Here is a 21,863-nt window from a genome sequence, read left to right on the forward strand (position 1 = left end):
CGGCAAAATGAAGTGCGCGGGATACGCCTTTTCGGCGTGCTGTGCCAGATAAAACGGGGCCTTGGGGAAAAGCGGATGTTCGACCGGACAGGATGGCGGCGGGTGACGGGGCAGGGGATCGCGGCTTGGGCTGCGGCGGCGGGGCCGATTGCGGCGCGGGCCGTGGCCGACAGCACCGAGGCATGGCGCTGCGGCGGGACATGGTTCGTCGGGCTGGACGCCTTGGCCAACGATGCCTCGGGCGCGGTGGGCGGCAGGGTGTTCCCGTGGTCCGAGCTTGGCCTTGCGCCGGTGGCTTTGCATCGCGGACAGCTTTCGGTCGTGCGGGCAGGCTATCCGCAGCCGTCGGAGGCCGAGACCGAGGCGGCCTTCCGCTTCCGGCTGAACCGCGATGCCGCGCATCTGGACGGGTTGATCGCGGAAGGCCCCGAAAAGCGGCGGCGCGTGGTTGAGCCGCATCGCTGGATCGTCGGGATGGCGCTGAACGATGCCGACGAGGGGGCCTCGCCCCTTGTCCTGTGGGAGGGAAGCCACCGCATCATGCGCGACGCCCTGCTTGCCGCCCTGCGCGGCCTGCCCGAGGCCGATTGGGGTAAGGCGGACATCACCGAAGCCTATCAGGCCGCGCGCAAGCGGGTCTTTGCGGAATGTCCGCGTCTTGTGCTGCCGCAGCGGAGGGGCGAGGCCGTGGTGCTGCACCGCCTTGTCGTGCATGGCGTGGCGCCCTGGGCTGTGGGGGCGGGGGCCGCGGCGCCGGGGCGGATGGTCGCCTATTTCCGGCCGCTGATGGGCAGCGTGGCCGAGTGGCTGCTGGCAGAGTGACCTGTCCGCGCGGCGGGGGGCGTTCGGGCAAGGCCCGCAACCGGGCGCCGTGGCGCGCTTTTTCGCACGGCGCGGCGATTTCGCTGTAACGTCCGCCTGTCCCGAACGAATTGCACGGATGTGATGCCGTTACCTGATGACGACTGGTCTGTCCTGATGCGCTCTGCCCTTGGCGGGGATGCGCGGGCCTATGCGCGCCTGCTGCGCGAGGTGACGCCGGTCTTGCGGGGGATCGTCAGCGCCAGGGGGCGCAATCTGGCGCGTGACCGTCAGGAGGACATCGTGCAGGAGGTTCTGATGGCGATCCATCGCAAGCGCCACACATGGCAGCCCGATCTGCCGGTGCGCCCCTGGCTTTACACCATTGCGCGGCACAAGGTGATCGACGCCTTCCGCGCCCGTGTCGGGGCGATCAGCCTGCCGATCGAGGACTTCGAGAACGCGCTGGTGGCCGACGATCCGCCCGACGGCTTGGCCGCGCGGGATGTGGCGGGGCTGATCGGGCAGCTCGACCGCCGCTCGGCCCAGATCGTGCGGGCGGTCGGGCTTGAGGACGAGGCGACGGCATCGGTGGGGCTGCGCTTGGGCATGTCCGAGGGTGCTGTGCGGGTGGCGCTGCATCGGGCGATGCGGCGGCTGTCGGTGCTGGCGCAGGGGACGAAACCATGAGGACGGATGCCCTGATCGAGCTTTTGTCGCGGGATGCGGTCTGGCCGTTGTTCCGGCCGCGCCGCATCGCTGCGGCCGTGCTGGCGGCGGTGGTGCTGTGTTCGGCGCTGTTTCTGGCGCTGGCGGGGGTGCGTGCCGATCTGTGGCACAAGGTTCTGGAGCCCGCGATTGCCGCCAAGACGCTTTTGCCTGCGCTGGTCTGCGCGGTGGCACTGCGCGGGGCGCTGCGGCTAGCCCGCCCCGGGGCGAAGGCGGGCGCGGGCTGGCTGTGGGGTCCGGCGGTCGTGGCGGCGCTTTTGTGGCTGCGGGCGTTCGCAAGCCTGCCTGCGGGCCAGCGGTTTTCCGAGGTGGGGGTGCTGTCGCTGTCGGAATGCATCGGGCTGATCCTCTGCCTGTCGGTGGTTCCGGCGGTGGTCGCGCTGCTCACGCTGCGCGAGGGCGCTTCGGTCAGGCCGTGGCAGTCGGCCTTTCTGGCGGGGCTGGCGGCCGGATCGGGGGCCGCTGCCGGCTATTCGTTCTTTTGCGTTCAGGACAACCCGTTGTTCTACGTGACATGGTATGGCCTTGCGATCCTGCTGGCGGCGGCCGGCACCGCCCTTGCCGGCGTGCGGCTGCTGCGCTGGTGACAGGGCGGGGGGCGGCTGTGCCCCGTTCTTGCCTTGCCCTGCCATCTTCGCACCATTGACCTGCCCGAAATCCTTGCGACAGTCGGCACATCGAGCGAAAGGCATGAAATGGTCGCCCCCGACATCGACGATCCCGTCTGCTTCATCCATCAGATCGTTCCGCGGTCGCTGCACGACCTTGTCGCCAAGTTGCGGCAAGAGACCGCGCGCGCCGATGTGCTGGGCGAGGGGGGGAACCCGATCATCGTGATCGGGGTGGTGTTCGATCTGGCGCGGCGCGACGCGGGCCTTGCGGCGGGGTCTGCGGTCAGGTTTCTGGTCGAGGGGCAGGGCGAGGCGCTGTGGCGCCCTTCGGAGCTGTTTGACCGGATCAAGGGGACACCCGCCGAGGCGGTGCTGTTCCAGACGCTGCGCATGGTGGCGGACGGTGTGACGCCGCTTGTGGGCTGGATGCCGCCCGATGCGCTTGGCCTTGGTGCGGCGGGGCAGGTCGATATGACGGTATTGGGCAGTCTGTCTGTGCTGGTCCACGCCTTGCCCGCGGGCGAAGGCCAGCCAGAAGGCGCGCGCTGCGCGGTCTGTCTGCAAGAGGGGCGCAGCGAGATGGAGGCGCTGGAACTGCCCCTGCGCGCCGCGAGCGATTTCCGCCGCTTCCACGCCCTGACGCCGCGTTTCAGGCAGGCCGGGGTCGAGCTTGATTTTTCGGGGCTGGAGCCTGTCGCCCGCGACGAGGGGTAAGCCACGCGCCCCTTTCGCCGCCGCCCCTAGTGCGGCGGGGGCAAGAGGGACGGGCCAAGCGTCTGGCGGACGATTGCGATGGCTTCGTCGGGTGTCATCGATCCCGGAGCCAGCCCCAGCCGCAGCCAGAGGCCGTCGATCAGGGCGCTGATTTGCAGGGCTTTGGCTTCGGCCTCGGCCACGGGCAGAAGCGGGCGCAGGCCGGACATCAGGTTGGACTGCATGCGGGCATGGATCACCCGCTGGATGCGCGCCAAGGCCGCGTCGCGCGGCACCTGCGCGCAAAGCGACAGCCATGCGTGACAGACGGGCGCTATGAACATGTCGGGCTCGAAATTCCCCTCGACGATGGCGATCAGCCGCGCCTGCGGGCTGTCCGCGCGGGCGAGACGCGCGTTGACGCGGTCGCGCAGCACCAGATTCGCCTCGCGCATCACCTGTTCGAAAAGTTCGGCTTTCGAGCGGAAGTAGTGCAGCACGATGCCCTTCGAGGCCCCCGCCTCGGCGGCGACCTTCTCGAGGGTCGTGCCTTGCACCCCTTCGCGCTGCAAGACGCGAAAGGCTGCCGCGCGCAATTCCTGACGCCGGATGTCGCTGATGGAACGCAAGGCCAAGGGCATTCTCCGTTTGTTCGTTGGTCAATCATCCGGCGTGGAAACACAAGATTTGACTTTGTGGATTGTTTATTGTCCCATCGGTCAATCCACCGTCCAGTTGGGCGAAATCGCATCGCACAGGGAGAGCGCCATGATCCGAACCACAGTTGCCACCAGTCTGCTTTTTTGCCTTTGCACCCCCGTTTTCGCCGCCGAAGCCGACAGTTGTGCCACGGTCCGGCTGGCCGAACCGGGGTGGAACGACCTTGCGTTGACCACGGGGGCGGCCTCGGTCGTGCTTGAGGGGTTGGGCTATACGGTGAAATCCGACCTTTTGGGCATCGAGGTGATCTACCAGTCGCTCAAGGAAAACGAGCTGGACGCGTTCCTTGGCTATTGGGACCCCGCGATGCAGACCTATGCCGCCCCCTACGAGGCGGATGGATCGGTCGAGCGGGTGCGCGTCAATCTGGACGAGGCGAAATACACCTTTGCCGTGCCGTCCTATGTGGCCGAGGCGGGGGTGCGGGATTTCAAGGATCTGGCCCGCTTCGGCGCGGAATTCGGCAAGGAGATGCATGGCATAGAACCCGGATCGAACCAGTTGATGTTCGACGTGATCGCCGATCCCGCCTTTGGGCTGGAAGGGTGGAACGTGGTGGAAAGCTCGGAGACGGCGATGCTGCTGGAAGTGCAGCGCAAGGTTGACCGCAAGGAATTCGTCGTGTTCCAGGCCTGGGCACCGCATCCGATGAACAATGCCTTCGATCTGGTCTACCTGACGGGGGGCGATGCGCATTACGGGCCGAACTTCGGCGCGGCGACGGTCAGCACGCAGGTGCGCAAGGGCTATCTGGCCGACTGTCCGAACGTGGGCAAGTTCCTGCAGAACCTGTCCTTCGACATCGCCTTCGAGAACGAGGGGATGGGCTATCTGATCAACGAGTCGATGGACCCGCGCGAGGCGGGGCAGAAGATACTGGCGGCCCGTCCCGAGGTTCTGGACGGATGGCTGAAGGATGTGACCACGCGCGACGGTCAGCCCGGCCTTGCCGCCGTGAAGGCAGCGCTTGGCCTATGACGCCGCTTGCGCCCATGCCCCCCGCCCGGCGCGTCGCCTTGCCGGGGGGCGGTTGGCTGAACCTGCACGAACAGGCCGGAGAAGGGCCGACGCTGCTTTTTCTGCACGGGTTCACCGATTGCGCCGAAAGTTTCCGGCTGATGTTGCCGCATCTGGCGGGGTGCCATGTGGTGCTGCCCGATCTGCGCGGGCATGGCGGGTCGTTCCGCGGGCCGATCCCGTCGCTTGCCACATTGGCCGGGGATATCGAGGCGCTGGTCGCGGCGCTGGGCTTGCGGCGTCCGGTGGTTACGGGCCATTCGATGGGGGCGCTTGTGGCGGTGACGCTGGCGGCGCGGGGCAAGGTTGATCTGCTGCGGCTTGTGACACTTTCGGGCAGCCTGCGGCCGGATGGTCCGGCCTTGCAGGCGCTTGCGGCGCAATTCGCGGGCCTGCCCTCGCCGCTGGCGATGGATCATCCGTTTCTGGACGAATGGTATGCGTGCAGCCGCCCCGTCGCGCCCGCGTTTCTGGAAGGCTTGCGCCGGAACTGCGTGGCGATGCGGCGCGAGGATTGGCGGGACTGTCTGGCGATGCTGGCGCGCGCCGATCTGACCGCCGAGGCCGGGGCCGTCCGCCTGCCGGTTCTCGCGATCAGCGGAGCCGAGGACATGATCTTTCCCGCCGGACACCACCGGCATCTGGCGCGCGCCTTGCGCCCCGAGCGGGATCTGGTGCTGGAGGGTGTGGGGCACAACCCGCATTGGGAAAAGCCCGCGCAAATCGCAGCACTGGTCCGCGATTTCGTCGGCTCAGTCGCGGCAGGGTGAGGGGCGCGCCCCGCTGGCGCGGCCCCTTTGGCCTAGTCTGCGGTGGCGTCCCGCAGGTAGGCGATCAGGTCTTCGGCTTCTCCGGCGCGTTTCAGGCCGTTGAAGGGCATCTTGGTCTTGGGAACATAGCCGCGCGGGTTCTTCAGGAATTGCGTCAGGGTATCTTCGTCCCAGACGATGGCCGCCGATTTCATCGCGTCGGAATAGTCGAAGCCCGCCCATGTGCCGGACACGCGCTCGAACAGGCCTGTGAGCGGCGGGGCTTTCTTGACCGTGTCGCCCCGGACCATGTGGCAGTCGGAGCAGCGGTTGGTGAAGATGCCTTCGCCCTTGGCGGCATCGCCCCCTGCCAAGACAGGAAGGGGGCGGAGTGCAACAAAGAGAAGCGCGGGCAGGATGACGACAAGGAGATGCATCGGAACCTCGGTCTCTCGGGGGATGTCAGTTGCGCGTGATGTGGCCTTCGTAGAAGTAATGCGGCGCAGCGTCGCCCGACATCACATCGTAAAAGCGCATCAATCCGGTCAGGCCGGTGCCCGACAGATAATGGATGCATCCGCCGACGATTTCCTTTTCGGCCGCCGGAGCGGGGCAGGAGCCAGTCGGGAATAGTCCGGTAAAGGTATAGGTCGTGTCGAAGGTGACGGCCTCGCCTTCGAGCTTGCCTTCGAATTCCTCGCGGCCGATTTCGGTGTAAAGCGAAAAACCGTTCATTTCCTGACAGTTGTAATGGCTTATGAAAGTGGCCCAGCAGCCTGATAGGCTGCCTGCGAGTTCGATTGCATAATCGGCCTTCTTGGCGGCCCCGCAGTCCGAGGGGGTGCTGTCGCCCGATACGCTGACCGTTGCGTTGGCGGAAAAGCCGGGGCTTGCTGCGGCCAGAGCAAGGGACGCGGCAAGGACGAGGGTTCGGGAAAGGACGTTCGGAATGCGATGTGTCATGACCTGTCCTGAGCAAGGGGGCTTCGGTTGCTGCTGTGCAGGGGGCGGGTTCGCGCGGCGCCCCCCTGCCGAAGCCTAGCCAAGGCGGGCGGCCGGCACCAAAGCCGAAAGGGCCAAAACGGGGGCATTTCGGCCAAGGGGCGCAAGCCGGGTGCGGGTATTCGGGGGGCGGGGCGGTCGCGTGCGGCCTAGACGGGGGATCCGACGGCCTGCCGGAAGCCTGCGAAGCGGCGGCGGTATTGGGCGGGTGTCAGCCCGACCTTGCGGCGGAACAGGCGGCGGAAGAAGCTCGAATCCTCGTATCCCACCTCTTCGGCGATGGCGTCGACGGGCTGGGCGCCGGTCTCGAGCATCTGCTTTGCTTCCTCGAGCCGGAGGGCGTGGACATAGTCGAGCGGGGCCAGACCCGTGGCGCGGGTGAACCGCCGCACGAAAGTCCGCTCGGCCAGACCCGAGCGCGCGACCATCGCGGCCACGGGCGAGGCCGTGCCGTAATTGTCGGCCAGCCAATCCTGACAGTCGCGGATCGTCGCATCATCGGCCTGCGCGCGGCCTAGAAGCGAGGCAAAGGGCGTCTGGCCCAGATCGTGCCATTGCAGCATGTAGATGCGGGCAACGCGCATCGCCTCTTCGGGGCCGACGAAACGGGCGATGAGCCAGAGCGCGAGATCTTGCCAGCTGGTGCCGCCGCCTGCCATCACGATGCGTTGCGCCTCGCCCGACATGACAAGCGAGCGGTCGAGATTCACGCGGACATTGGCGTAATTGTTCAGAAGCGTGCGCACATAGCCCCAATGGATCGTCGCTTCGGCGCCGTCGAGAAATCCGGCCTCGCCCAGAAGGACGGCACCCGAGCAGGCGCTGCAAAGAAAGCTGCCGCCGCCGTGCATCTGCCTGAGCCATGCGGCTTCGGGGTCGTAGCGGCCCGACAGGATTTCGCCGGGGTTCACGAAGAAATCCGGAATGCAGACGATGTGGGGGGTGGGGCAGTCGTCGAGCGCGTGGTCGGGGCGGATGACGATTCCGTTGGCGGCCATGAATTCGGTTTTTTCGCGCGCGACGATGAAGGGGTTCATGCGCTGCGATCCGGGTTCGCCCGACAGGATGAAGGGCCAGTCGCGGCCCGGCGCGGAGAAAAGGTCGAACATCCCGAACAGGGCCGAGGCGGTCACCTCGGGCATGGCCAGCAGGGCCACGTTGATCCGGTCCCCCGTTCCCTTCATCGGCGCACTCCGCTTTGGCAGATGTCACGGCGCTTAGGCTTTGTGAACGATAGCAAGCGGCCCCGCTCCGGTCCAGCGCCGTCGGATCGTGCAAGGGGCGCGGGGTGATCCCTGTCGGGGGAGTGCGCCGTTCAGGCGCAGGCGGGCAGGGGTTGGACCATGTTCGTCACATGGCGCGGTGCAACGCCGTATTTCTGGCGGAAGGATTTCGCAAAGGCGTTCGCGCTGTTGAAACCGCAGGCTTCGGCCACGTCGCGCACCGATTTGTCGGTTTCGGTCAGCAAGGCCCGCGCCCTTTCGAGCCGCAATTCCTTGAGGTAGCGCTTGGGCGAGGTTCCGACATGGCGTTCGAACATCCGTTCGATATGGCGGCGCGAGGTGCCAAGCCGGTCGGCAATGTCGCCAAGATCGACGTCGGCTTCGATGCTGCCCTCGAACTGGCGGATCACCGAGACGAGCAGCGGATTGCGGATGCCGAGGGTCGACGAGAGGGACAGGCGCTGTTGCAGGTTGGCCGGGCGCTGCTGGCCGTGCAGGCACATCTTGAGAACGGCATCGCCAAGCCGCGCGCCGTGGTGGCGTGCGACGAGTTCGATGAAAAGATCGGTGGCCGCGGCCCCTCCGGCACAGGTGAGGATGCGGTCGTCGATGCAGTAAAGCTGCTCGAGCGGGGCGAGGTTCGGGAAGGTGGCGGCAAAGGGCGGCAGGTTTTCCCAATGCAGGGTGAAGCGGCGGCCCTGCAACAGGCCCGCTTTGGCCAGAACGTAAGCCCCGGTGCAAAGCCCGCCCACGCTGCGGCCGTTGCGCCATTGCGCGCGAAGCCAGTCGGCAACGCGGCGCGAGGCGGATTTTTCCGGCTCGACCCCGCCGCAGACGAAAAGCATCGCCCGGGCAGAGGTGTCGCCGATTGCGCCATCGACGCCGACGACAAGACCGTTGGAACAGGCGACGGGCGCGCCGGTTTCCGACAGGATGCTCCATTCGAAAAGCACCCGCCCCGCAAGCTGGTTCGCGATCCGCAAGGGTTCGATGGCCGATGAAAAGGCGATCAGGCTGAAATTGTGCAACAATACGAAGGTGACGGGGATCGGCTGGTCGTGATGCGGCACCGGAACATGGGCGACGCCTTTGGCGACGAAATTTGCGGTCATGGGTCGGGCTTTCCGGTGCTGCGGTCGCGAGAGGGTGCCCGGCCGCCAGACCTGCTGTCCGGCGGCCGGGATGGTCAGACCCCGAGGTTCGTCCTTACTGGGCGGCCTTGCGCTTGCCTTTGACGATGAGGTGTTCGGGTCCGTAGGGGAAGCCGGTGATGTTGCGGTTGCCGCCTTCGGTGATGACGAGGATGTCATGCTCGCGGTAGCCGCCCGCGCCCGCCATGTGGTTGGGGATGGTGATCATCGGCTCCATCGACACGACCATGCCGGGTTCCAGGACGGTGTCGCAATCCTCGCGCAGTTCCAGCCCCGCCTCGCGGCCGTAGTAGTGGCAAAGCACGCCGAAGGAATGGCCGTAGCCGAAGCTGCGGTATTGCAGCAGGTTTTCGGCGGCATACATCTCGTTCAGTTCCTTGGCGATGTCGCTGCACTTGTTGCCGGGAACCAGCAGCTCCTTGCCCTTGTCATGGACCTTGCAGTTGAAGTCCCAGAGGCGGATATGCTCGTCGCTCGCATGTTCGGCAAACAGCGTGCGTTCCAGCGCCACGTAGTAGCCCGCGACCATCGGGAAGCAGTTGAGCGAGAGGATGTCGCCCGCCTCGATCTTGCGCGAGGTGACGGGGTTGTGTGCGCCGTCGGTGTTGATGCCCGACTGGAACCATGTCCAGGTGTCGAGCAGCTCGCCATCGGGCCAGATGCGGGCGATTTCGCGCACCATCGTCGCGGTGGAATGCAGCGCCACCTCATGCTCGGGCGCGCCGACCTCGATGGCTTCGACCACGGCCCCGCCGCCGATGTCGGCGATGCGGGTCATCTTTTCGATATGGGCGATTTCCTCGGCCGATTTGATCATGCGCAGGCGCATGGAATGGGCAGCGATGTCGACGAATTCCATATGGGGGAATTCGGCTTTCAGCAGGTTCAGCGTGTCGATGGTGATGTGGTCGAATTCGATGCCGAGGCGTTTGACGCCGCCGGTGAGCTGCCGGATGGCGTGGAAGTAGTTGTCCTTCTGCCAGTCGGTATAGGTGACGTTCTTGCCACCGAAGGTGCGGCGCCACGGCTGGCCGCCGTCGATGCCCGCGGTGATCGAGGTCGCGACGTTGTGATCGACAAGGAAGCCGTAGCGGCGGCCGAAGTAGCAGAACATGAAGTCGGAATAGTAGTTGATGCAGTGGTACGAGGTGAACAGCGCCGCATCGATGCCGTTCTTGGCCATGACGCCACGGATCGCATCGAGGCGCCGCTGCATCTCGGTGGCCGAGAAGGTCGGGGTGACCGGGGTGCCGTTGCCGACGTAGTTCTGCAGTCTTTCGCGTTGCATGGTGCAAACTCCTTCGTTGGGTAGGGTGTCAGGTATGTCGCCTGTGTCCGGCCCGACGATTTGGCGGCCCGGAAACAGGATGAGGGATATCGGTCCGGGAAATCCGGATTTTGGCATTATTTGAATTTTTTCAGATAGTTACGCGCGTCTTTTGGCGCTTGCCGACCTTAGCTTGCCCCAAATCCCCATGAGCAGGGCCGCGAGCCGGTCGAGTCTTGGTCCTTCCATCTGTTTGCGGCTAAGGCCGCCGCCCTGAAGGAAGGTGTGGGACATTTCCGTTTCCTCCATCGTCAGTTGCATCACGGGGGCGAACAGTCTGCCCGACCCCAAAACCGAAAGCCCGAGTTCGCGCCGTGCCGCCCCGGACCGTTCCATTGCATCACGCCTCGGCCACCAGATGGCTGTCGGTCGGCGCCCAATGGACGAAAAGCTCTTGCCCGATGTCGAGCGGCAGGCCTGCAAGTTCGTCATGGCTTTTCTGCACGCGGATTTCGTGGCCCTTGGCGGTTTCAAGATAGACCGTCGCGGTCGCGCCCACGAATTCCTCGCCGATGACGCGCACCGGAACGATGTTCGCGGCCCCCGTCGGGCGCGACACGCTCAGATGTGTCTTGGTGTCGAGCACGGTCAGCGTGGCGGTGTCGCCCTGACGCGGCGGGATGGGCAGATTGCCCCCGCCAAGCGCGAGCCGGCCGTCAGGGGTTTCGACCTCGACCATCGATTGCGATGCGGCGAGGACCTTGCCTGTGAAGATGTTCGACGAGCCGAGGAAATCGGCCACGAAGCGCGTGCGCGGCGCGCCGTAGATTTCCTGCGGCGTGCCGATCTGTTCGATCACGCCGCGCGACATGATGACCACGCGGTCGGCCATCGAAAAGGCCTCTGACTGGCTGTGCGTGACATAGACGAAGGTGATCCCCGTTTCGCGTTGCAGGTTCTTGAGCACGGATTGCATCCGCACCTTCAGGGCGGCGTCCAGTGCGGACAGGGGTTCGTCGAGCAGCAGGATCTCGGGCTCGACCACCAGCGACCGGGCGAGGGCCACGCGCTGGCGCTGCCCGCCCGAAAGTTGCGCGACATTGCGGTCGGCGAATTCGAGGATCTGCATCCGGTCGAGCCATTGCTCGGCGCGCTGGCGACGCTCGGCCTTGGCCATGCCGCGCATCTTCAGTGCGAACTCGACGTTCTCGCGCACGTTGAGAAAGGGGAAAAGCGCAAGGCTTTGCCAGACCATCGGCGTGTCGCGCTGCCATGTCGGCAGGTGGTTGATCGGCTTGCCCGACAGGCGGATCGTGCCTTCGCTCGGCGCTTCCAGACCGGCCAGCATGCGCAGCGTGGTGGTCTTGCCGCAGCCGCTTGACCCCATGATGGCGAGGAATTCGCCCTTCTTGATTTCGAAGTCCATCTTCTGCACGGCGGTGAAACCGCCAAAGCGTTTGATCACGCCTTCGAAGGAAACGAGCGTATCGCGTTGCATGGATTACTCCTTGTCGGCGGCGGTGGGGCCGGTGCGGCCCGAGAGAAGGACTTGGGCAAGGATCACCAGCGTCATCGAGATGACGAAGACGAAGGTGCCGATGGCGTTGATGCGGGGCGAGACCTGACCTTGCAGGAAGCCCAGAACCTTGACGGGCAGGGTTTCGTTCAGGCCCGAGACGAACCAGGCGATGGCGAATTCGTCGAAGGAGACGGCCATCGTGATGAAGAGCGCGCCGAAGATCGCGGGCTTGGTGAAGGGCACGATGACATGGCGCATCGTGGCCCATTCGGACGCGCCGAGGTTCCATGCCGCAGGTTCGAGCGCCGGGTCCATCTGCGACAGGCGCAGGCGGATGATCGCCATCGCAAAGGGCGCGCAGATCACCACATGGGCGATGATGACCGAAATGGCCCGGCCCGAAAGATCGATGCGGCTGAGGAAGGCGAGCATCGCAAGGCCCATGATGATCACCGGGATCGTCGGCGGCAGAAGGGCGAGGGCAAGATAGACCTGCTTGCCGAAGAAGTTGTAGCGGTAGTCGGTATAGGCCGCGCCGAAGCCCAGCAGGGTCGAGATGACGCCCACGATCACGCCGATGACCAGCGTATTGCCAAGGCCCTGCCAGACCAGCGGGTCGCTTGCCACGGCCTGATACCATTCGAGCGAGAAATGCCCGAGCGGGATCGAGGGGAAGCGGTCCGAGTTCAGCGAAAAGACGAAGCTTGCCGCGATGGGGGCAAAGACGAAGGCATAGGAAAGGACGATATAGGCCCGCAGCGACCAGTCTACGGCGCGGTTGCGGTTGATGGCTTCGCTGCTCATTTGCGCGCTCCCTTGGCCTGTCCGGCATAGGCGAAGCGCACCGCAAGGAAGGCCACCGCCAGAAGCGTGCCGATCATGGTCAGCGCGATGACCGCCGCGCGGGGCCATTGCTGGCCGGATTTCGTGGTGTCGGTGATGAGGATCGACAGGGTCGTCGGGTCGCCGCCGCCCAGATAGACGGGGCTGACGAAATCGCCGAAGGTCAGGATGAAGCAGAACAGCGCCGCGATCACGAGACCCACGCGCGCCGAGGGGATGACCACCTCGAACACCGTGCGCAGGCGGCCGCAGCGCATGTTGTGGGCGGCCTCGATCAGGGTGCGGTCGATGAACACGAGGCTGAAGAGTTGCAGCAGGATGACAAGCGGCAGCGAGAGCGTCATGTAGCCCACCATCGTCGCCCCCGGCGTGTTCAGCATGGAATAGGGGCCAAGCCCGAACCAGCCGAGGATGACGTTCACGATCCCGGCGTCGGACAGGAAGATCTGCCACGAATAGACGCGGACGAGGTAGCTGGTGAAAAACGGGATCACCATGAGGAATATGGCCCAGCGGCGCGCGCTGTCCGACAGCTTGAAGGTGATGGCGTAGGAACAGGGAAAGGCCAGAACCGATGCCAGCGCCGAGGCCGAGGCTGCAAGCGCGACCGTGGTGCCATAGGCCTGCCAGAAAACCGGTTTGCCGAACATCGTGACCCAGTTCACCGGATCGAAGTCGGGCCGCATGGTGAAGTTCTTCACCGTCCAGAAGCTTAGCGCCACAAGGAAGGCGAGCGGAAAGACGAAGAAGAGCAACTGCCAGACCAGCAGCGGCAGCGAGAAGGTCAGACCGTAGAGGGAAATGGCGCGTCGCATCCTGCGCTGCACTCCGGCTGGAGGGGGAAAGATCGGGGCCGGCGGGCAGAGCCGCCGACCCCCGCGCCATCAGGCGCCTTTGTATTCCGACCAGAAGTCGTTCCAGGTTTCCAGATCCTGCTGGATCGGCCACTGGCGGTACTGGATGCGGCCTGCGCGGATCATGTCGATTGCGTTGCCTGCGTCCTTGGTCATGCCCTGGCGCTTGGCTTCGGCCGGATTTTCGGCCTGAAGCACCTCCCAGCCCTTCTGGTTCGGGATCAGGGCAGGGTAGGCGGCCATCTGGGCCGATTTCGCCTGACCCTTGGCCGAGGTGATGTACTGGATCCACTTCTTGGCGAGATCCGCCTTGGCAGAGCCCTTGCCGATCGAGAAGCATTCCGACCATTGCAGGCCGCCCTGTTCGGGAATGACCGATTTCACCTTGGCGCCGTTCTTTTCCAGAACGCCGGTGATCCAGTCACCGATGCCGGCGAAGGCCAGCATCTGCCCGTCGTTCAGCGACGAGAAGGTGCCGCCGTAGTCGAAGAAACCGCCGATCTGCGGGCGCAGCGTCAGGGTCTTTTCCTTCACGGCCTCCCATGCGGCCTCGTCGATGTCGTAGGGGATCTTGTTGCCGGTCAGCAGGCTCATCTGGCCGAGGTTGGGCAGGTGCCAGTCGAAATGGCCGACCTTGCCGGTCAGTTTCGGATCCCAGAACACGTCGTAGCTGGCGGCTTCGGCCTCGGTCAGGGCATCGGTGTTGTAGGCCACGCCAAGAAAGCCGAAGCGGGTGACGAGCGAGAAGAGCTTGCCGTCCTGCCAGTTGCCGGGGAATTGCTGGAATTCGGGGAAGTAGTCGTCCAGCGCATAATCGGCGGGATCGAGTTCCTCGACATAGCCTGCGGCGTTCAGCGCCTGCACATATTCGGCGTCGGACAGGATCACGTCAAAGGTGCCTGCGGGCGATTGCGAGATCAGGCCCAGCATGTTGTCGCCGCCGGTGTAGTATTTCGGCACGAACTTGACGTTATTCTCGGCCTCGAATTCCGCGACGATATCGGGCTCGGCATGGCCATACCATGCAAGCATGGTGAGTTCGGTCGGGTCGGCCGCAAGGGCGCGGCGCGACAGCATCGGCGTTGCAAGCACGGCGGCGCTGGTGGTCAGGAACGTGCGGCGGCTGACAGTCTGCGCCGTAGTGCGGGTCTGTTGCATGGTTTCAGTCCTGTTGGGTGGGCGTTTTTATTGTCCTGACGTTATGGGGCCGGTGTCGCCGATCCAAATCTGTAATCGAAATTTATCCATAAGCACTGAAAATGCTTCGCTAGGTGTGCATAACTTTTACAACGCCTGACCCGACGCTTTCGAGGCTGGCCACCAGTTCGCTGACAAGGTGCAAGCCGGCAGGGGTCAGGCGCGGATGCTTGTAGAACAGGCCGATGCGCAGCTGTTCGAGCTTGGGAAAGCCTTCTTCTTCAGTCAGTTCGCGCATTCCCGGCAGCAAGGTGGCCTTGGTCAGCGCCGTGACGCACAGACCGTTCTGCACGGCGTTTTGCAGGCCCGAGATGCCCGGTCCGGTATAGACCACCCGCCAGCGCCGCCCGCTGGCATCAAGCGCGTCGATCATGCGGGAGCGGTAGTCGCAGCCTTCGAGATGCGCCCCGAGGGGCAGGGGGCGGGTCGGGTCGGGCACGAAATCATCCGCTCCGGCCCAGATCGGCTGTTCGACCCATGCGCGCGACAGATAGGGCATGCGCGGGCTGTTCATGGTCGCGATGATGACGTCGAGTTCCTCGGCCCTGAGCATCTTGTGCAGCTCGCGGCTCAGGTCGCAGTGGATTTCAAGATCGACGGCGGGGTTTTCGCGCAGGAAGCTGGTCAGGGTGTTTTGCAGGAAGGCCACGGCGTAATCGGTGGGAAGGCCGATCCGCAGCACGCCGGAACGGTCGGTGCGGTGGAAGTAGCTGACCGCCTCGTCATTGGTGCGCACCATCTCGCGGGCGTAGCTGAGCAGGGCTTCGCCCGCAGGGGTGGGCTGGATGGTGCGGCCCTCTTGGGTCAGCAGTTGCGCCTTGACCAGTTCCTCGAGCCGCCCGATCTGGAGCGAGATCGCAGGCTGGCTGCGCCCGAGCGCGACACCCGCCTTTGAATGCCCGCCCAGTTCGACAACCGTGATGAAGGTTCGCAGCAGGTCGGTCGGGAGATTGACCAAAGTTGCCATTCTATTTGCCCCCTCAATGAAACGATTGATACTATATATTTTCCAAATGCGGATCGCGCAACGAATATGGGTCCCAGCCCCAATAACCCGCGAGACCGCCATGCCGCTTGCCTCTGCCTTCGCCTCTGAACTGACCTGGCCCGACTATGACGCCGCCGTCCGCAAGGGCAAAACGCCGATCCTGATTCCCATCGGGTCGATGGAGCAGCACGGGCATCACATGCCGCTGCATGTCGATGTGCTGCTGCCGACCGAATTCGCGCGGCGCGTGGCGGTCGAGGTCGGCGGGCTGGTCGCGCCGCCCTTTACCTACGGGTACAAATCGCACCAGAAATCGGGCGGCGGCAACCACATGCCGGGCACGACGAGCCTTGACGGTGCCACGCTGGTTGCGGCGCTGAAGGATGTGATCAAGGAATTCGCGCGGCATGGCGCGCGCGACATCTGCCTTGTGAACGGGCATTTCGAGAACTCGTGGTTCATCATCGAGGCCATCGACCTTGCCCTGCGCGAATTGCGCTGGGACGGGATCGGCACCGTGAAGGTCGTTGTCCTGTCCTACTGGGATTTCGTGGATCAGGAGGCCATCGCCAAGCTTTACCCCGACGGTTTTCCGGGATGGGATATCGAGCATGGCGGAGTGCTGGAAACCTCGCTCATGCTGGCGCTTTATCCGCAGCTTGTGCAGCTCGAGCGCGCGGTCGATGTCGCGCCTGCCAAGTTCCCGCCCTATGACGTCTATCCCGTCAAGCCGGAATGGACGCCCTGTTCCGGCACGCTTTCCTCGCCCAAGGAGGCTTCGGTCGAGAAGGGGCATATCCTGCTCGAGGTCTGCACGAGGGGCATCGTCGCGGCGCTGCGTGACGAGTTCCTGTCGGCAGGCAACAGGGCGCAAGGTGACGCGCCCGCCATTGCCCGCGCGTCGTGACCTGATCTGGTTTGCTCCCCTCTCGGGGCCCTGCGGGGCCCCTTTTTTTGCGGGTGCCGCGACGGTCCGGTCAGGCGCGGATGATGTTATGCTCGGGCCCCGAGGGGAAATCGGTGATTTTCTCGGCGCCGCTTTCGGTGACGATCAGGATGTCATGCTCGCGGTAGCCCCCGGCCCCTGCCATGCCTTGCGGCAGCATGACCATCGGCTCCATCGAAATCACCATTCCGGGGCGGAGTTCGGTTTGCACGTCCTCGCGCAGTTCGATGCCCGCCTCGCGGCCGTAGTAGTGGCTTAGCACGCCGAAGGAATGCCCGTAGCCGTAAGAGCGGTGTTTCAGCAGGCCCCAGCCGCGATACATCTCGTTCAGTTCGCTGGCGATCTCGTTGCATTTCGCGCCCGGTCGGACAAGTTCGACGCCGCGCTTCTGGACCGCAACGTTCTTTTCCCAGATGCCCAGACTTGCATCGTCGACATGGCCGTAGAAAAGCGTGCGCCCGAGTGCGGTGTAATAGCCGAAGATCATCGGAAAGCAGTTGAGCGAGAGGATGTCGCCCCGCCGCACCCGCCGGTTGGTGACCGGATTGTGCGCCCCGTCGGTGTTCACGCCGGACTGGAACCATGTCCAGCTGTCCATCAGGTCGACATGGGGAAAGCTGGCCGCGATCTCGCGGTTCATCAGGTCGGTCGCGGCGCTGGCGACCTCGAACTCGGGCAGGCCTTCGCGGATCAGCGCCGCAGCGCCAGCGGCCGCTAGGCTGGCGATCCGCGCGCCTTTGCGGATGAGCGCCTGTTCCTCGGCGGATTTGACGGTGCGCATCCACATTGCGGCGGCGCCGATGTCGACCATCTCGACCCCCGGAAGGGCGGCATCGAGCATGCGCCTGAAATCCAGCGAGACGGTGTCGAACTCGATCGCGAGCCGCTGCACCCCGGCGGTGAGCTGGCGCAGGGCGCGGTAGAAATTGTCACGCCGCCAGTCGGTGTAGGTGACATTCCTGCCGAAACTGCGCCGCCATGCCTGCCCGCCGTCGATCCCTGCCGAGATGGTGGTGCTTTCGTCCTGCGTCAGCACCATGCCGTATTTGCGCCCGAAGGCGCAGTAGAGCCAGCCCGAATAGTAGTTGATGCAATGATACGAGGTGAAAAGCGCCGCATCGACATCGTTCGCGGCCATCCATGCGCGGGCTTCGGACTGGCGGCGCGTCATTTCCGCATCGGAAAAGGGCGAGAAATGCTTCTCGCCGTTATGCCACTCGATCACGTGCAGCATGTCCTGCGTCATGGTTGAAAATCCGGCAAATTTCGCTGTCCGAGGATAGCCGTGCAGGCGTGCCGGACAGAAATTTGTAGTGGAAATCTAACTATTTGGATCGCTCTGCCCGCCGCGCGGGCGGAGTGCGGCGGCGTCGAACGGGCCGATTTCCCCGTTGATCCTTCCGATCACCGACTGGCGCTGGCGGGCGGGTTCGCGGGCCTGTCGGGTATAGGCGACCGCGAGAATCCGGATCAGGCTGTTCAGGGTGGTCTCCGTGGAAAGTGCGCCATAGGTGGCGGCATGCGTGCCGGGGGCGAGGCGAAGGTGCTGCGCAAGATGGGCATGACGGGCCACGGATAGGCCGCAGGTGCCTTGCGCCCCGAGGTCGGCAAGGGCCAACCCGAATACCCCGCCGCGCCGGGGGCGGTGCGGGTGGTCTTGACGGGGGCGTCGGTGTTGGCACCAATGGCGCTGCAATCAGGATGGGAGAGACGGCATGCAAGTGGTTCCGGCGCGGCGGGGGCGGGCGGTGCGGCTGGCCAGGGGGCAGGCGATCCGGATCGTCAACACGCATGGCTCGCAGGTTGTCGACACATGGGCGTTCAATGCCGATGATCCTTCGGAATTCATGTCGATGGAGCATCTGCACGCGAGCCTCGGCTCGGTCTTTCCGAAAACGGGTGACGCGCTTTACACCAATCGCCGCCGCCCGATCCTGACGCTTGAGGAAGATACCTCGCCCGGGCGGCATGACACGGTCATCGCGGCCTGTGACGTGCATCGTTACCGCAGCCTCGGTTGCACCGAATACCATGACAATTGCACCGACAACCTGCATGCGGCCCTTGCCATGATCGGCTTCCCGCGCACGGAAACGCCGTCGCCGCTGAACCTGTGGATGAACATTCCCGTCGGTCCCGACGGGCAGATCACCTGGGGCGAGCCCTTGTCGAAACCGGGTGACCATGTGCTGTTGCGGGCGATGATCGACTGCGTGGTCGTGATGTCGACCTGCCCGCAGGACATGATTCCGATCAACGGCGCCAACTGCCTGCCCGTCGAAGTCCATTACGAAGTCACGGGCTGACCGCCGCGCCCTGCGGCCCCTTATCGCCCCGCAACCCCGACCTTGGCCTAGCCCAGACCCATACGAATGGGCGTTTCGTTGATCTTTGGGACTATATTTTGAGTCTTAGGCAGTAGTTCTTTGCGCGCCGGAACGTAATATCCCATAACAAGGTTCGGCGTGCGCTGGTCGGAATGGTTTTTCATCCGCGCTGGTGGCTCTGCTCAAGGATGGGTCGATGGACGATGTAATGGACGATTTTCCTGCCAATGACCGCGCGATCGCTGCGGTGTCGCAGGTCGAGTGCGTCGAGGGGCCGGGGCTGGGCGTCTGGTTGCTGCCTTTGGTCCTTGCCGGTGCCTGCATGTGGATCGCCCTGATCGTGATGCTGGTCCGCTGATCCGTCGGCACTTGGCAGACCGAAGCGACGATCCGCGACGCGCGCGCGCAAAACGCCGGAATTGATTGAAGAGGGCGGCTAAAACGGAACAGACGGCCGCCGTTTGACCCTGTAACGAAACACATCCGTTGAGACCCGGCATCGATCCGATGCGTGACGAGTTGTCTTGGGACGAGTGAGGAGCAATGCCACATGCGGTTTCCGTGTGTCAAAAAACCTGTGTCTTTCGCCTTGGCGATTGCTGGCCGCAGCCTTGCGGCGCTGGCCCTTGTGCTTGCCTTTTCGGCATCGGCCAAGGCCATGATCGTGACACGCGACATGGGCGGGTCGGTGCGTGAACGGATTGCGCAGGTCAACGACCTGAGCGCGAACGGAACCGAGGTGCGGATCGTAGGAACCTGTGTATCGGCCTGCACCCTTTTGCTGGGTGTGCCGACCGCCTGTGTGGCGCCGCAGGCGCGGCTTGGCTTTCACGGGCCAAGCACGCGCAAGCGGGGATTGCCGCTGCCGCGTGACGAATACGAGCGCGTTTCGGCTGAGATGGCGTCGCTCTATCCGCCGCAGATCCGACGCTGGTTCATGACGACCGCCCGCAAGACGACGGGCGATTACATCCTGATTTCGGGCCGCGATGCCATTGCGATGGGCGCACGCGCCTGCGACTGAGGGTCAGCTGTCCTCGCCGTAATAGCCGTAGTTGCCGTAATAGCCGTAGCGCGAATCCGCCATCTGTTCGAGGCTGAGCACGCCGATGTAATGCGTGTTCTCGCGCTGGTGTTCGCGCATCTGGCCGGCGGCCTCGCGCACCTCGCCTTGGGTCGTCGTGGCATAGCGGACCACATGCACGATGGCATCGGCGTAACGGGCCAGATAGCGCGTATCGACCACCGGCAGGATCGGCGGGCTGTCGAGGATGACGATATCGAACCGTTCGCGCGCGGCTTCCATCACGCCCTGAAAGGCCGCACCGTTAAGAAGCTGGTCGGTCGGCCGCGAACTGCGCGCGCCCGCGGCGATCACCACCAGCGGCGATTTGGAATCGCGGCGCGGGTTCAGATAGGTCATGTCGTCGAGATTGCCTTCTGACACGAAGTCGATCAGCCCCGCCTCTTCGGGAAGGCCAAGCCGCTTGCCGACGGTCGGCTTGCGCATGTCCGCGTCGATCAGCAGCGTCTTGACGCCGGCCAGCGCATAGGTGCGGGCAAGGGCGATGGCGGTGGTCGATTTGCCCTCGGCCTGAAGGGCCGAACAGACAAGGATGATGCGCCCCTGCTGGCCGGGGTCGGTGGCAGGTGCGACGCGGTTGCCGGTGCCGTTTTCGAAACCGATGTCGATGGCCGCGCGCAGTTTGCGGAAGGTTTCGGAATAAAGCGACATCGGCGCGGTCAGCACCACATCGGCGGGATCGGCCCCCGATTTCACCTGATCGAGAAGCCCGAATGTCACCGGAACCGGCGCCTGCATGATGTTGCTTAACTGGCTGGCAGCGACAATCCCGCCCACGTAGAATTCGCGCAGGAAGGCCAGCATCACGCCAAGCCCGAGGCCGCCGATCAGTGCAAGGGCGGCGATCAGCCGCTTGTTGGGAAAGGCCGCCGCAATCGGCGGCAGCGCCTCGGAGACGACGCGGGCGTCGGCGATTTGCAGGTTTGCAAGGGCGCCCAGATCCTGTTCGCGGGCAAGCAGGGTCTGGTACTGGCTGCGCGCGATGGTGGCGCTTTGTTGCAGGTTGAAGAGATCGGCCAACATCTCGGCCGAAACATCGGATTCGAGCAGGACATTGCGCAGCTGGTCGCGCGCCTCGGCTTCGCGTCCGGTCAGGCTGCGCATCTCTTCCTGCATCACAAGCATGCTGGCGTTCGACTGGGTTTGCAGATCGTTGTCGAGTGCGGCCAGTTCGTCGCGCAGGTTGATGGCCTCGGTGCTGCCTTGTTCGGCCTGCTGCAACCGGTCTGCCAGCTCTTGCCGCTGGCGCGCCAGCTCGCTTATCGCCTGATCGCCAAGCGTGGACGCCACCGTTGCCCAGTCGCCCGAGGACATCGCGACATCGGCCAGCGCGACCTTGGCCTTGCGGTCGGCCTGCTGGGTCTTTGCCTCGTTCAGGCGGTTGCGCAGGGCGCCGATCGCGGGATCTTTCGTCTCGCTTTCCAGACGCGACAGGTTTGCTTCGATGAAGCTGTTGATCGCGGTTTCGGACTGGGCGAGCTGTTCCTGCGCGGTGGTGATCTGGCGGCGCAGAACGTCGCGCGCGGAAATCGTGGCTTGCGTCTTGGCCCCGACCTGCCGCTCGATATAGACGGCAGCATAGGCGTTTGCGATTTCGGCCGCGCGTTCCGGCGAGGTCGAGGACACGGAAATTTCGATGAGATAGGTCAGCCCGCGCCGCCGCACATCGACCGCGTTCTGAAGTTTTTGCAGGGTCTGGTTCACCAGATTGCCGCTGTCCTGGCCGGTTCTCGGGGCAAGACCGACCAGACGGCGCAGCGCGTTTCCGTCGAGTTCGGCGCCAAGGGCGATGCCCAGTTTCTCGACCCAGCCGAGTTGCGGGCCGAACTCCTTGTCCTCGATCAGCTTCGTTGCCTTTACCACGGCAAGGGCCGTCGCTTCCGAGCGCAGGATTTCCACCTCGCTGTCGACGCGCGAATTCAGGATGGCGCTTTGTTCCTGCCCGTTCGACGAGGGGTCGAGCAGGTTCGACGAACGCCCGTCGACCTGGATGAGGACGCCGGCGCGGTAGATCGGCGTTGCAACCACCAGATAGGCGAGTGCAAGGCCCAGCACGAGGAGCAGGGTTGCAAGCACGCCCCGCTTCTGGCGACGCAGGATGCCAAGGACAGTGTTCAGATCCAGATCGGCTTTATCCAAAAT

General features: G+C 64.6%; 24 protein-coding genes. 10 read left to right on the plus strand and 14 right to left on the minus strand.

Translation table 11 applies throughout. From position 1 onward, the window contains the following. Positions 1-75: 75 nt before the first annotated feature. From H7F16_RS06150 to H7F16_RS06165, 4 genes are all read left to right on the plus strand, one after another. On the plus strand, positions 76-822 hold the full coding sequence (locus H7F16_RS06150; RefSeq protein WP_185796713.1) for a hypothetical protein: 747 nt from the start codon (positions 76-78) through the stop codon (positions 820-822). Between the two features lie 123 nt (positions 823-945). Further along, positions 946-1,491 carry a sigma-70 family RNA polymerase sigma factor gene (locus tag H7F16_RS06155; RefSeq protein ID WP_185796714.1) on the plus strand — a complete coding sequence of 182 codons (546 nt, stop codon included), beginning with the start codon at positions 946-948 and terminating at the stop codon, positions 1,489-1,491. Then, complete coding sequence (locus H7F16_RS06160) at positions 1,488-2,117, plus strand: NrsF family protein (RefSeq protein ID WP_185796715.1); 630 nt, start codon at positions 1,488-1,490, stop codon at positions 2,115-2,117. The genes H7F16_RS06155 and H7F16_RS06160 overlap by 4 nt, the downstream gene beginning before the upstream one ends. Before the next feature lie 108 nt (positions 2,118-2,225). After that, positions 2,226-2,855, plus strand: a complete 630-nt coding sequence (locus tag H7F16_RS06165) for a hypothetical protein (RefSeq protein WP_185796716.1) — start codon at positions 2,226-2,228, stop codon at positions 2,853-2,855. 26 nt (positions 2,856-2,881) lie between these two features. Here the strand turns inward: H7F16_RS06165 and betI are convergent, their stop codons facing one another. Next, positions 2,882-3,469: a choline-binding transcriptional repressor BetI gene (betI, locus tag H7F16_RS06170; protein WP_206682580.1), complete on the minus strand. Its 588-nt coding sequence runs from the start codon at positions 3,467-3,469 to the stop codon at positions 2,882-2,884. A gap of 133 nt (positions 3,470-3,602) precedes the next feature. Here betI and choX point away from each other — a divergent pair, with 133 nt between their 5' ends. Next, on the plus strand, positions 3,603-4,532 hold the full coding sequence (choX, locus tag H7F16_RS06175) for a choline ABC transporter substrate-binding protein (RefSeq protein ID WP_185796718.1): 930 nt from the start codon (positions 3,603-3,605) through the stop codon (positions 4,530-4,532). A gap of 14 nt (positions 4,533-4,546) precedes the next feature. Further along, the gene (locus tag H7F16_RS06180; RefSeq protein ID WP_185796719.1) at positions 4,547-5,341 is read left to right on the plus strand and encodes an alpha/beta fold hydrolase; all 795 of its coding nucleotides are present in this window, start codon (positions 4,547-4,549) and stop codon (positions 5,339-5,341) included. A 32-nt stretch (positions 5,342-5,373) separates the two neighbouring features. Here the strand turns inward: H7F16_RS06180 and H7F16_RS06185 are convergent, their stop codons facing one another. The 10 genes from H7F16_RS06185 to H7F16_RS06230 form a co-directional block, all read right to left on the minus strand. After that, the gene (locus tag H7F16_RS06185) at positions 5,374-5,757 is read right to left on the minus strand and encodes a c-type cytochrome (protein WP_185796720.1); all 384 of its coding nucleotides are present in this window, start codon (positions 5,755-5,757) and stop codon (positions 5,374-5,376) included. Between the two features lie 25 nt (positions 5,758-5,782). Beyond that, positions 5,783-6,283 (minus strand): hypothetical protein, encoded by a 501-nt coding sequence (locus tag H7F16_RS06190; protein WP_185796721.1) that lies wholly within the window; start codon positions 6,281-6,283, stop codon positions 5,783-5,785. A gap of 188 nt (positions 6,284-6,471) precedes the next feature. Next, on the minus strand, positions 6,472-7,506 hold the full coding sequence (locus H7F16_RS06195) for a GlxA family transcriptional regulator (RefSeq protein WP_185796722.1): 1,035 nt from the start codon (positions 7,504-7,506) through the stop codon (positions 6,472-6,474). A gap of 131 nt (positions 7,507-7,637) precedes the next feature. Next, entirely contained in the window at positions 7,638-8,657 is a 1,020-nt protein-coding gene (locus tag H7F16_RS06200) for a GlxA family transcriptional regulator (RefSeq protein ID WP_185796723.1), read from the minus strand. Between the two features lie 94 nt (positions 8,658-8,751). After that, entirely contained in the window at positions 8,752-9,984 is a 1,233-nt protein-coding gene (locus H7F16_RS06205) for an aminopeptidase P family protein (protein ID WP_185796724.1), read from the minus strand. A gap of 379 nt (positions 9,985-10,363) precedes the next feature. Next, positions 10,364-11,461, minus strand: a complete 1,098-nt coding sequence (locus tag H7F16_RS06210; RefSeq protein WP_185796725.1) for an ABC transporter ATP-binding protein — start codon at positions 11,459-11,461, stop codon at positions 10,364-10,366. Positions 11,462-11,464: 3 nt separating this feature from the next. Next, on the minus strand, positions 11,465-12,286 hold the full coding sequence (locus H7F16_RS06215) for an ABC transporter permease (protein ID WP_185796726.1): 822 nt from the start codon (positions 12,284-12,286) through the stop codon (positions 11,465-11,467). Next, positions 12,283-13,140 carry an ABC transporter permease gene (locus H7F16_RS06220; protein WP_185796727.1) on the minus strand — a complete coding sequence of 286 codons (858 nt, stop codon included), beginning with the start codon at positions 13,138-13,140 and terminating at the stop codon, positions 12,283-12,285. Before H7F16_RS06220 ends, H7F16_RS06215 begins: the two co-directional genes overlap by 4 nt. Before the next feature lie 69 nt (positions 13,141-13,209). After that, entirely contained in the window at positions 13,210-14,337 is a 1,128-nt protein-coding gene (locus tag H7F16_RS06225; RefSeq protein WP_185796728.1) for a polyamine ABC transporter substrate-binding protein, read from the minus strand. A gap of 109 nt (positions 14,338-14,446) precedes the next feature. Next, the gene (locus H7F16_RS06230; protein WP_185796729.1) at positions 14,447-15,343 is read right to left on the minus strand and encodes a LysR substrate-binding domain-containing protein; all 897 of its coding nucleotides are present in this window, start codon (positions 15,341-15,343) and stop codon (positions 14,447-14,449) included. A gap of 100 nt (positions 15,344-15,443) precedes the next feature. On the opposite strand from H7F16_RS06230, the gene H7F16_RS06235 reads away from it, so the two are divergent. Beyond that, positions 15,444-16,271 (plus strand): creatininase, encoded by an 828-nt coding sequence (locus tag H7F16_RS06235; RefSeq protein WP_185796730.1) that lies wholly within the window; start codon positions 15,444-15,446, stop codon positions 16,269-16,271. Positions 16,272-16,341: 70 nt separating this feature from the next. Here the strand turns inward: H7F16_RS06235 and H7F16_RS06240 are convergent, their stop codons facing one another. Together H7F16_RS06240 and H7F16_RS06245 are read right to left on the minus strand one after the other, a co-directional pair. Next, positions 16,342-17,556, minus strand: coding sequence for an aminopeptidase P family protein (locus H7F16_RS06240; protein ID WP_185796731.1), 1,215 nt, complete (start codon positions 17,554-17,556; stop codon positions 16,342-16,344). 75 nt (positions 17,557-17,631) lie between these two features. Next, entirely contained in the window at positions 17,632-17,928 is a 297-nt protein-coding gene (locus H7F16_RS06245) for a hypothetical protein (RefSeq protein WP_185796732.1), read from the minus strand. Positions 17,929-18,025: 97 nt separating this feature from the next. Here H7F16_RS06245 and H7F16_RS06250 point away from each other — a divergent pair, with 97 nt between their 5' ends. From H7F16_RS06250 to H7F16_RS06260, 3 genes are all read left to right on the plus strand, one after another. Next, a complete protein-coding gene (locus H7F16_RS06250) occupies positions 18,026-18,616 on the plus strand; it encodes a DUF1989 domain-containing protein (protein WP_185796733.1) in 591 nt (196 codons plus the stop codon). A gap of 217 nt (positions 18,617-18,833) precedes the next feature. Beyond that, on the plus strand, positions 18,834-18,995 hold the full coding sequence (locus H7F16_RS06255; RefSeq protein ID WP_185796734.1) for a hypothetical protein: 162 nt from the start codon (positions 18,834-18,836) through the stop codon (positions 18,993-18,995). Between the two features lie 219 nt (positions 18,996-19,214). Beyond that, entirely contained in the window at positions 19,215-19,661 is a 447-nt protein-coding gene (locus H7F16_RS06260) for a hypothetical protein (protein ID WP_185796735.1), read from the plus strand. A 3-nt stretch (positions 19,662-19,664) separates the two neighbouring features. On the opposite strand, the gene H7F16_RS06265 is transcribed toward H7F16_RS06260, so the two are convergent. Further along, the gene (locus tag H7F16_RS06265; protein ID WP_185796736.1) at positions 19,665-21,860 is read right to left on the minus strand and encodes a GumC family protein; all 2,196 of its coding nucleotides are present in this window, start codon (positions 21,858-21,860) and stop codon (positions 19,665-19,667) included. Between the last annotated feature and the right edge of the window lie 3 nt (positions 21,861-21,863).

Source organism: Paragemmobacter straminiformis, assembly GCF_014243445.1.
Classification (GTDB): Bacteria; Pseudomonadota; Alphaproteobacteria; order Rhodobacterales; family Rhodobacteraceae; genus Paragemmobacter; species Paragemmobacter straminiformis.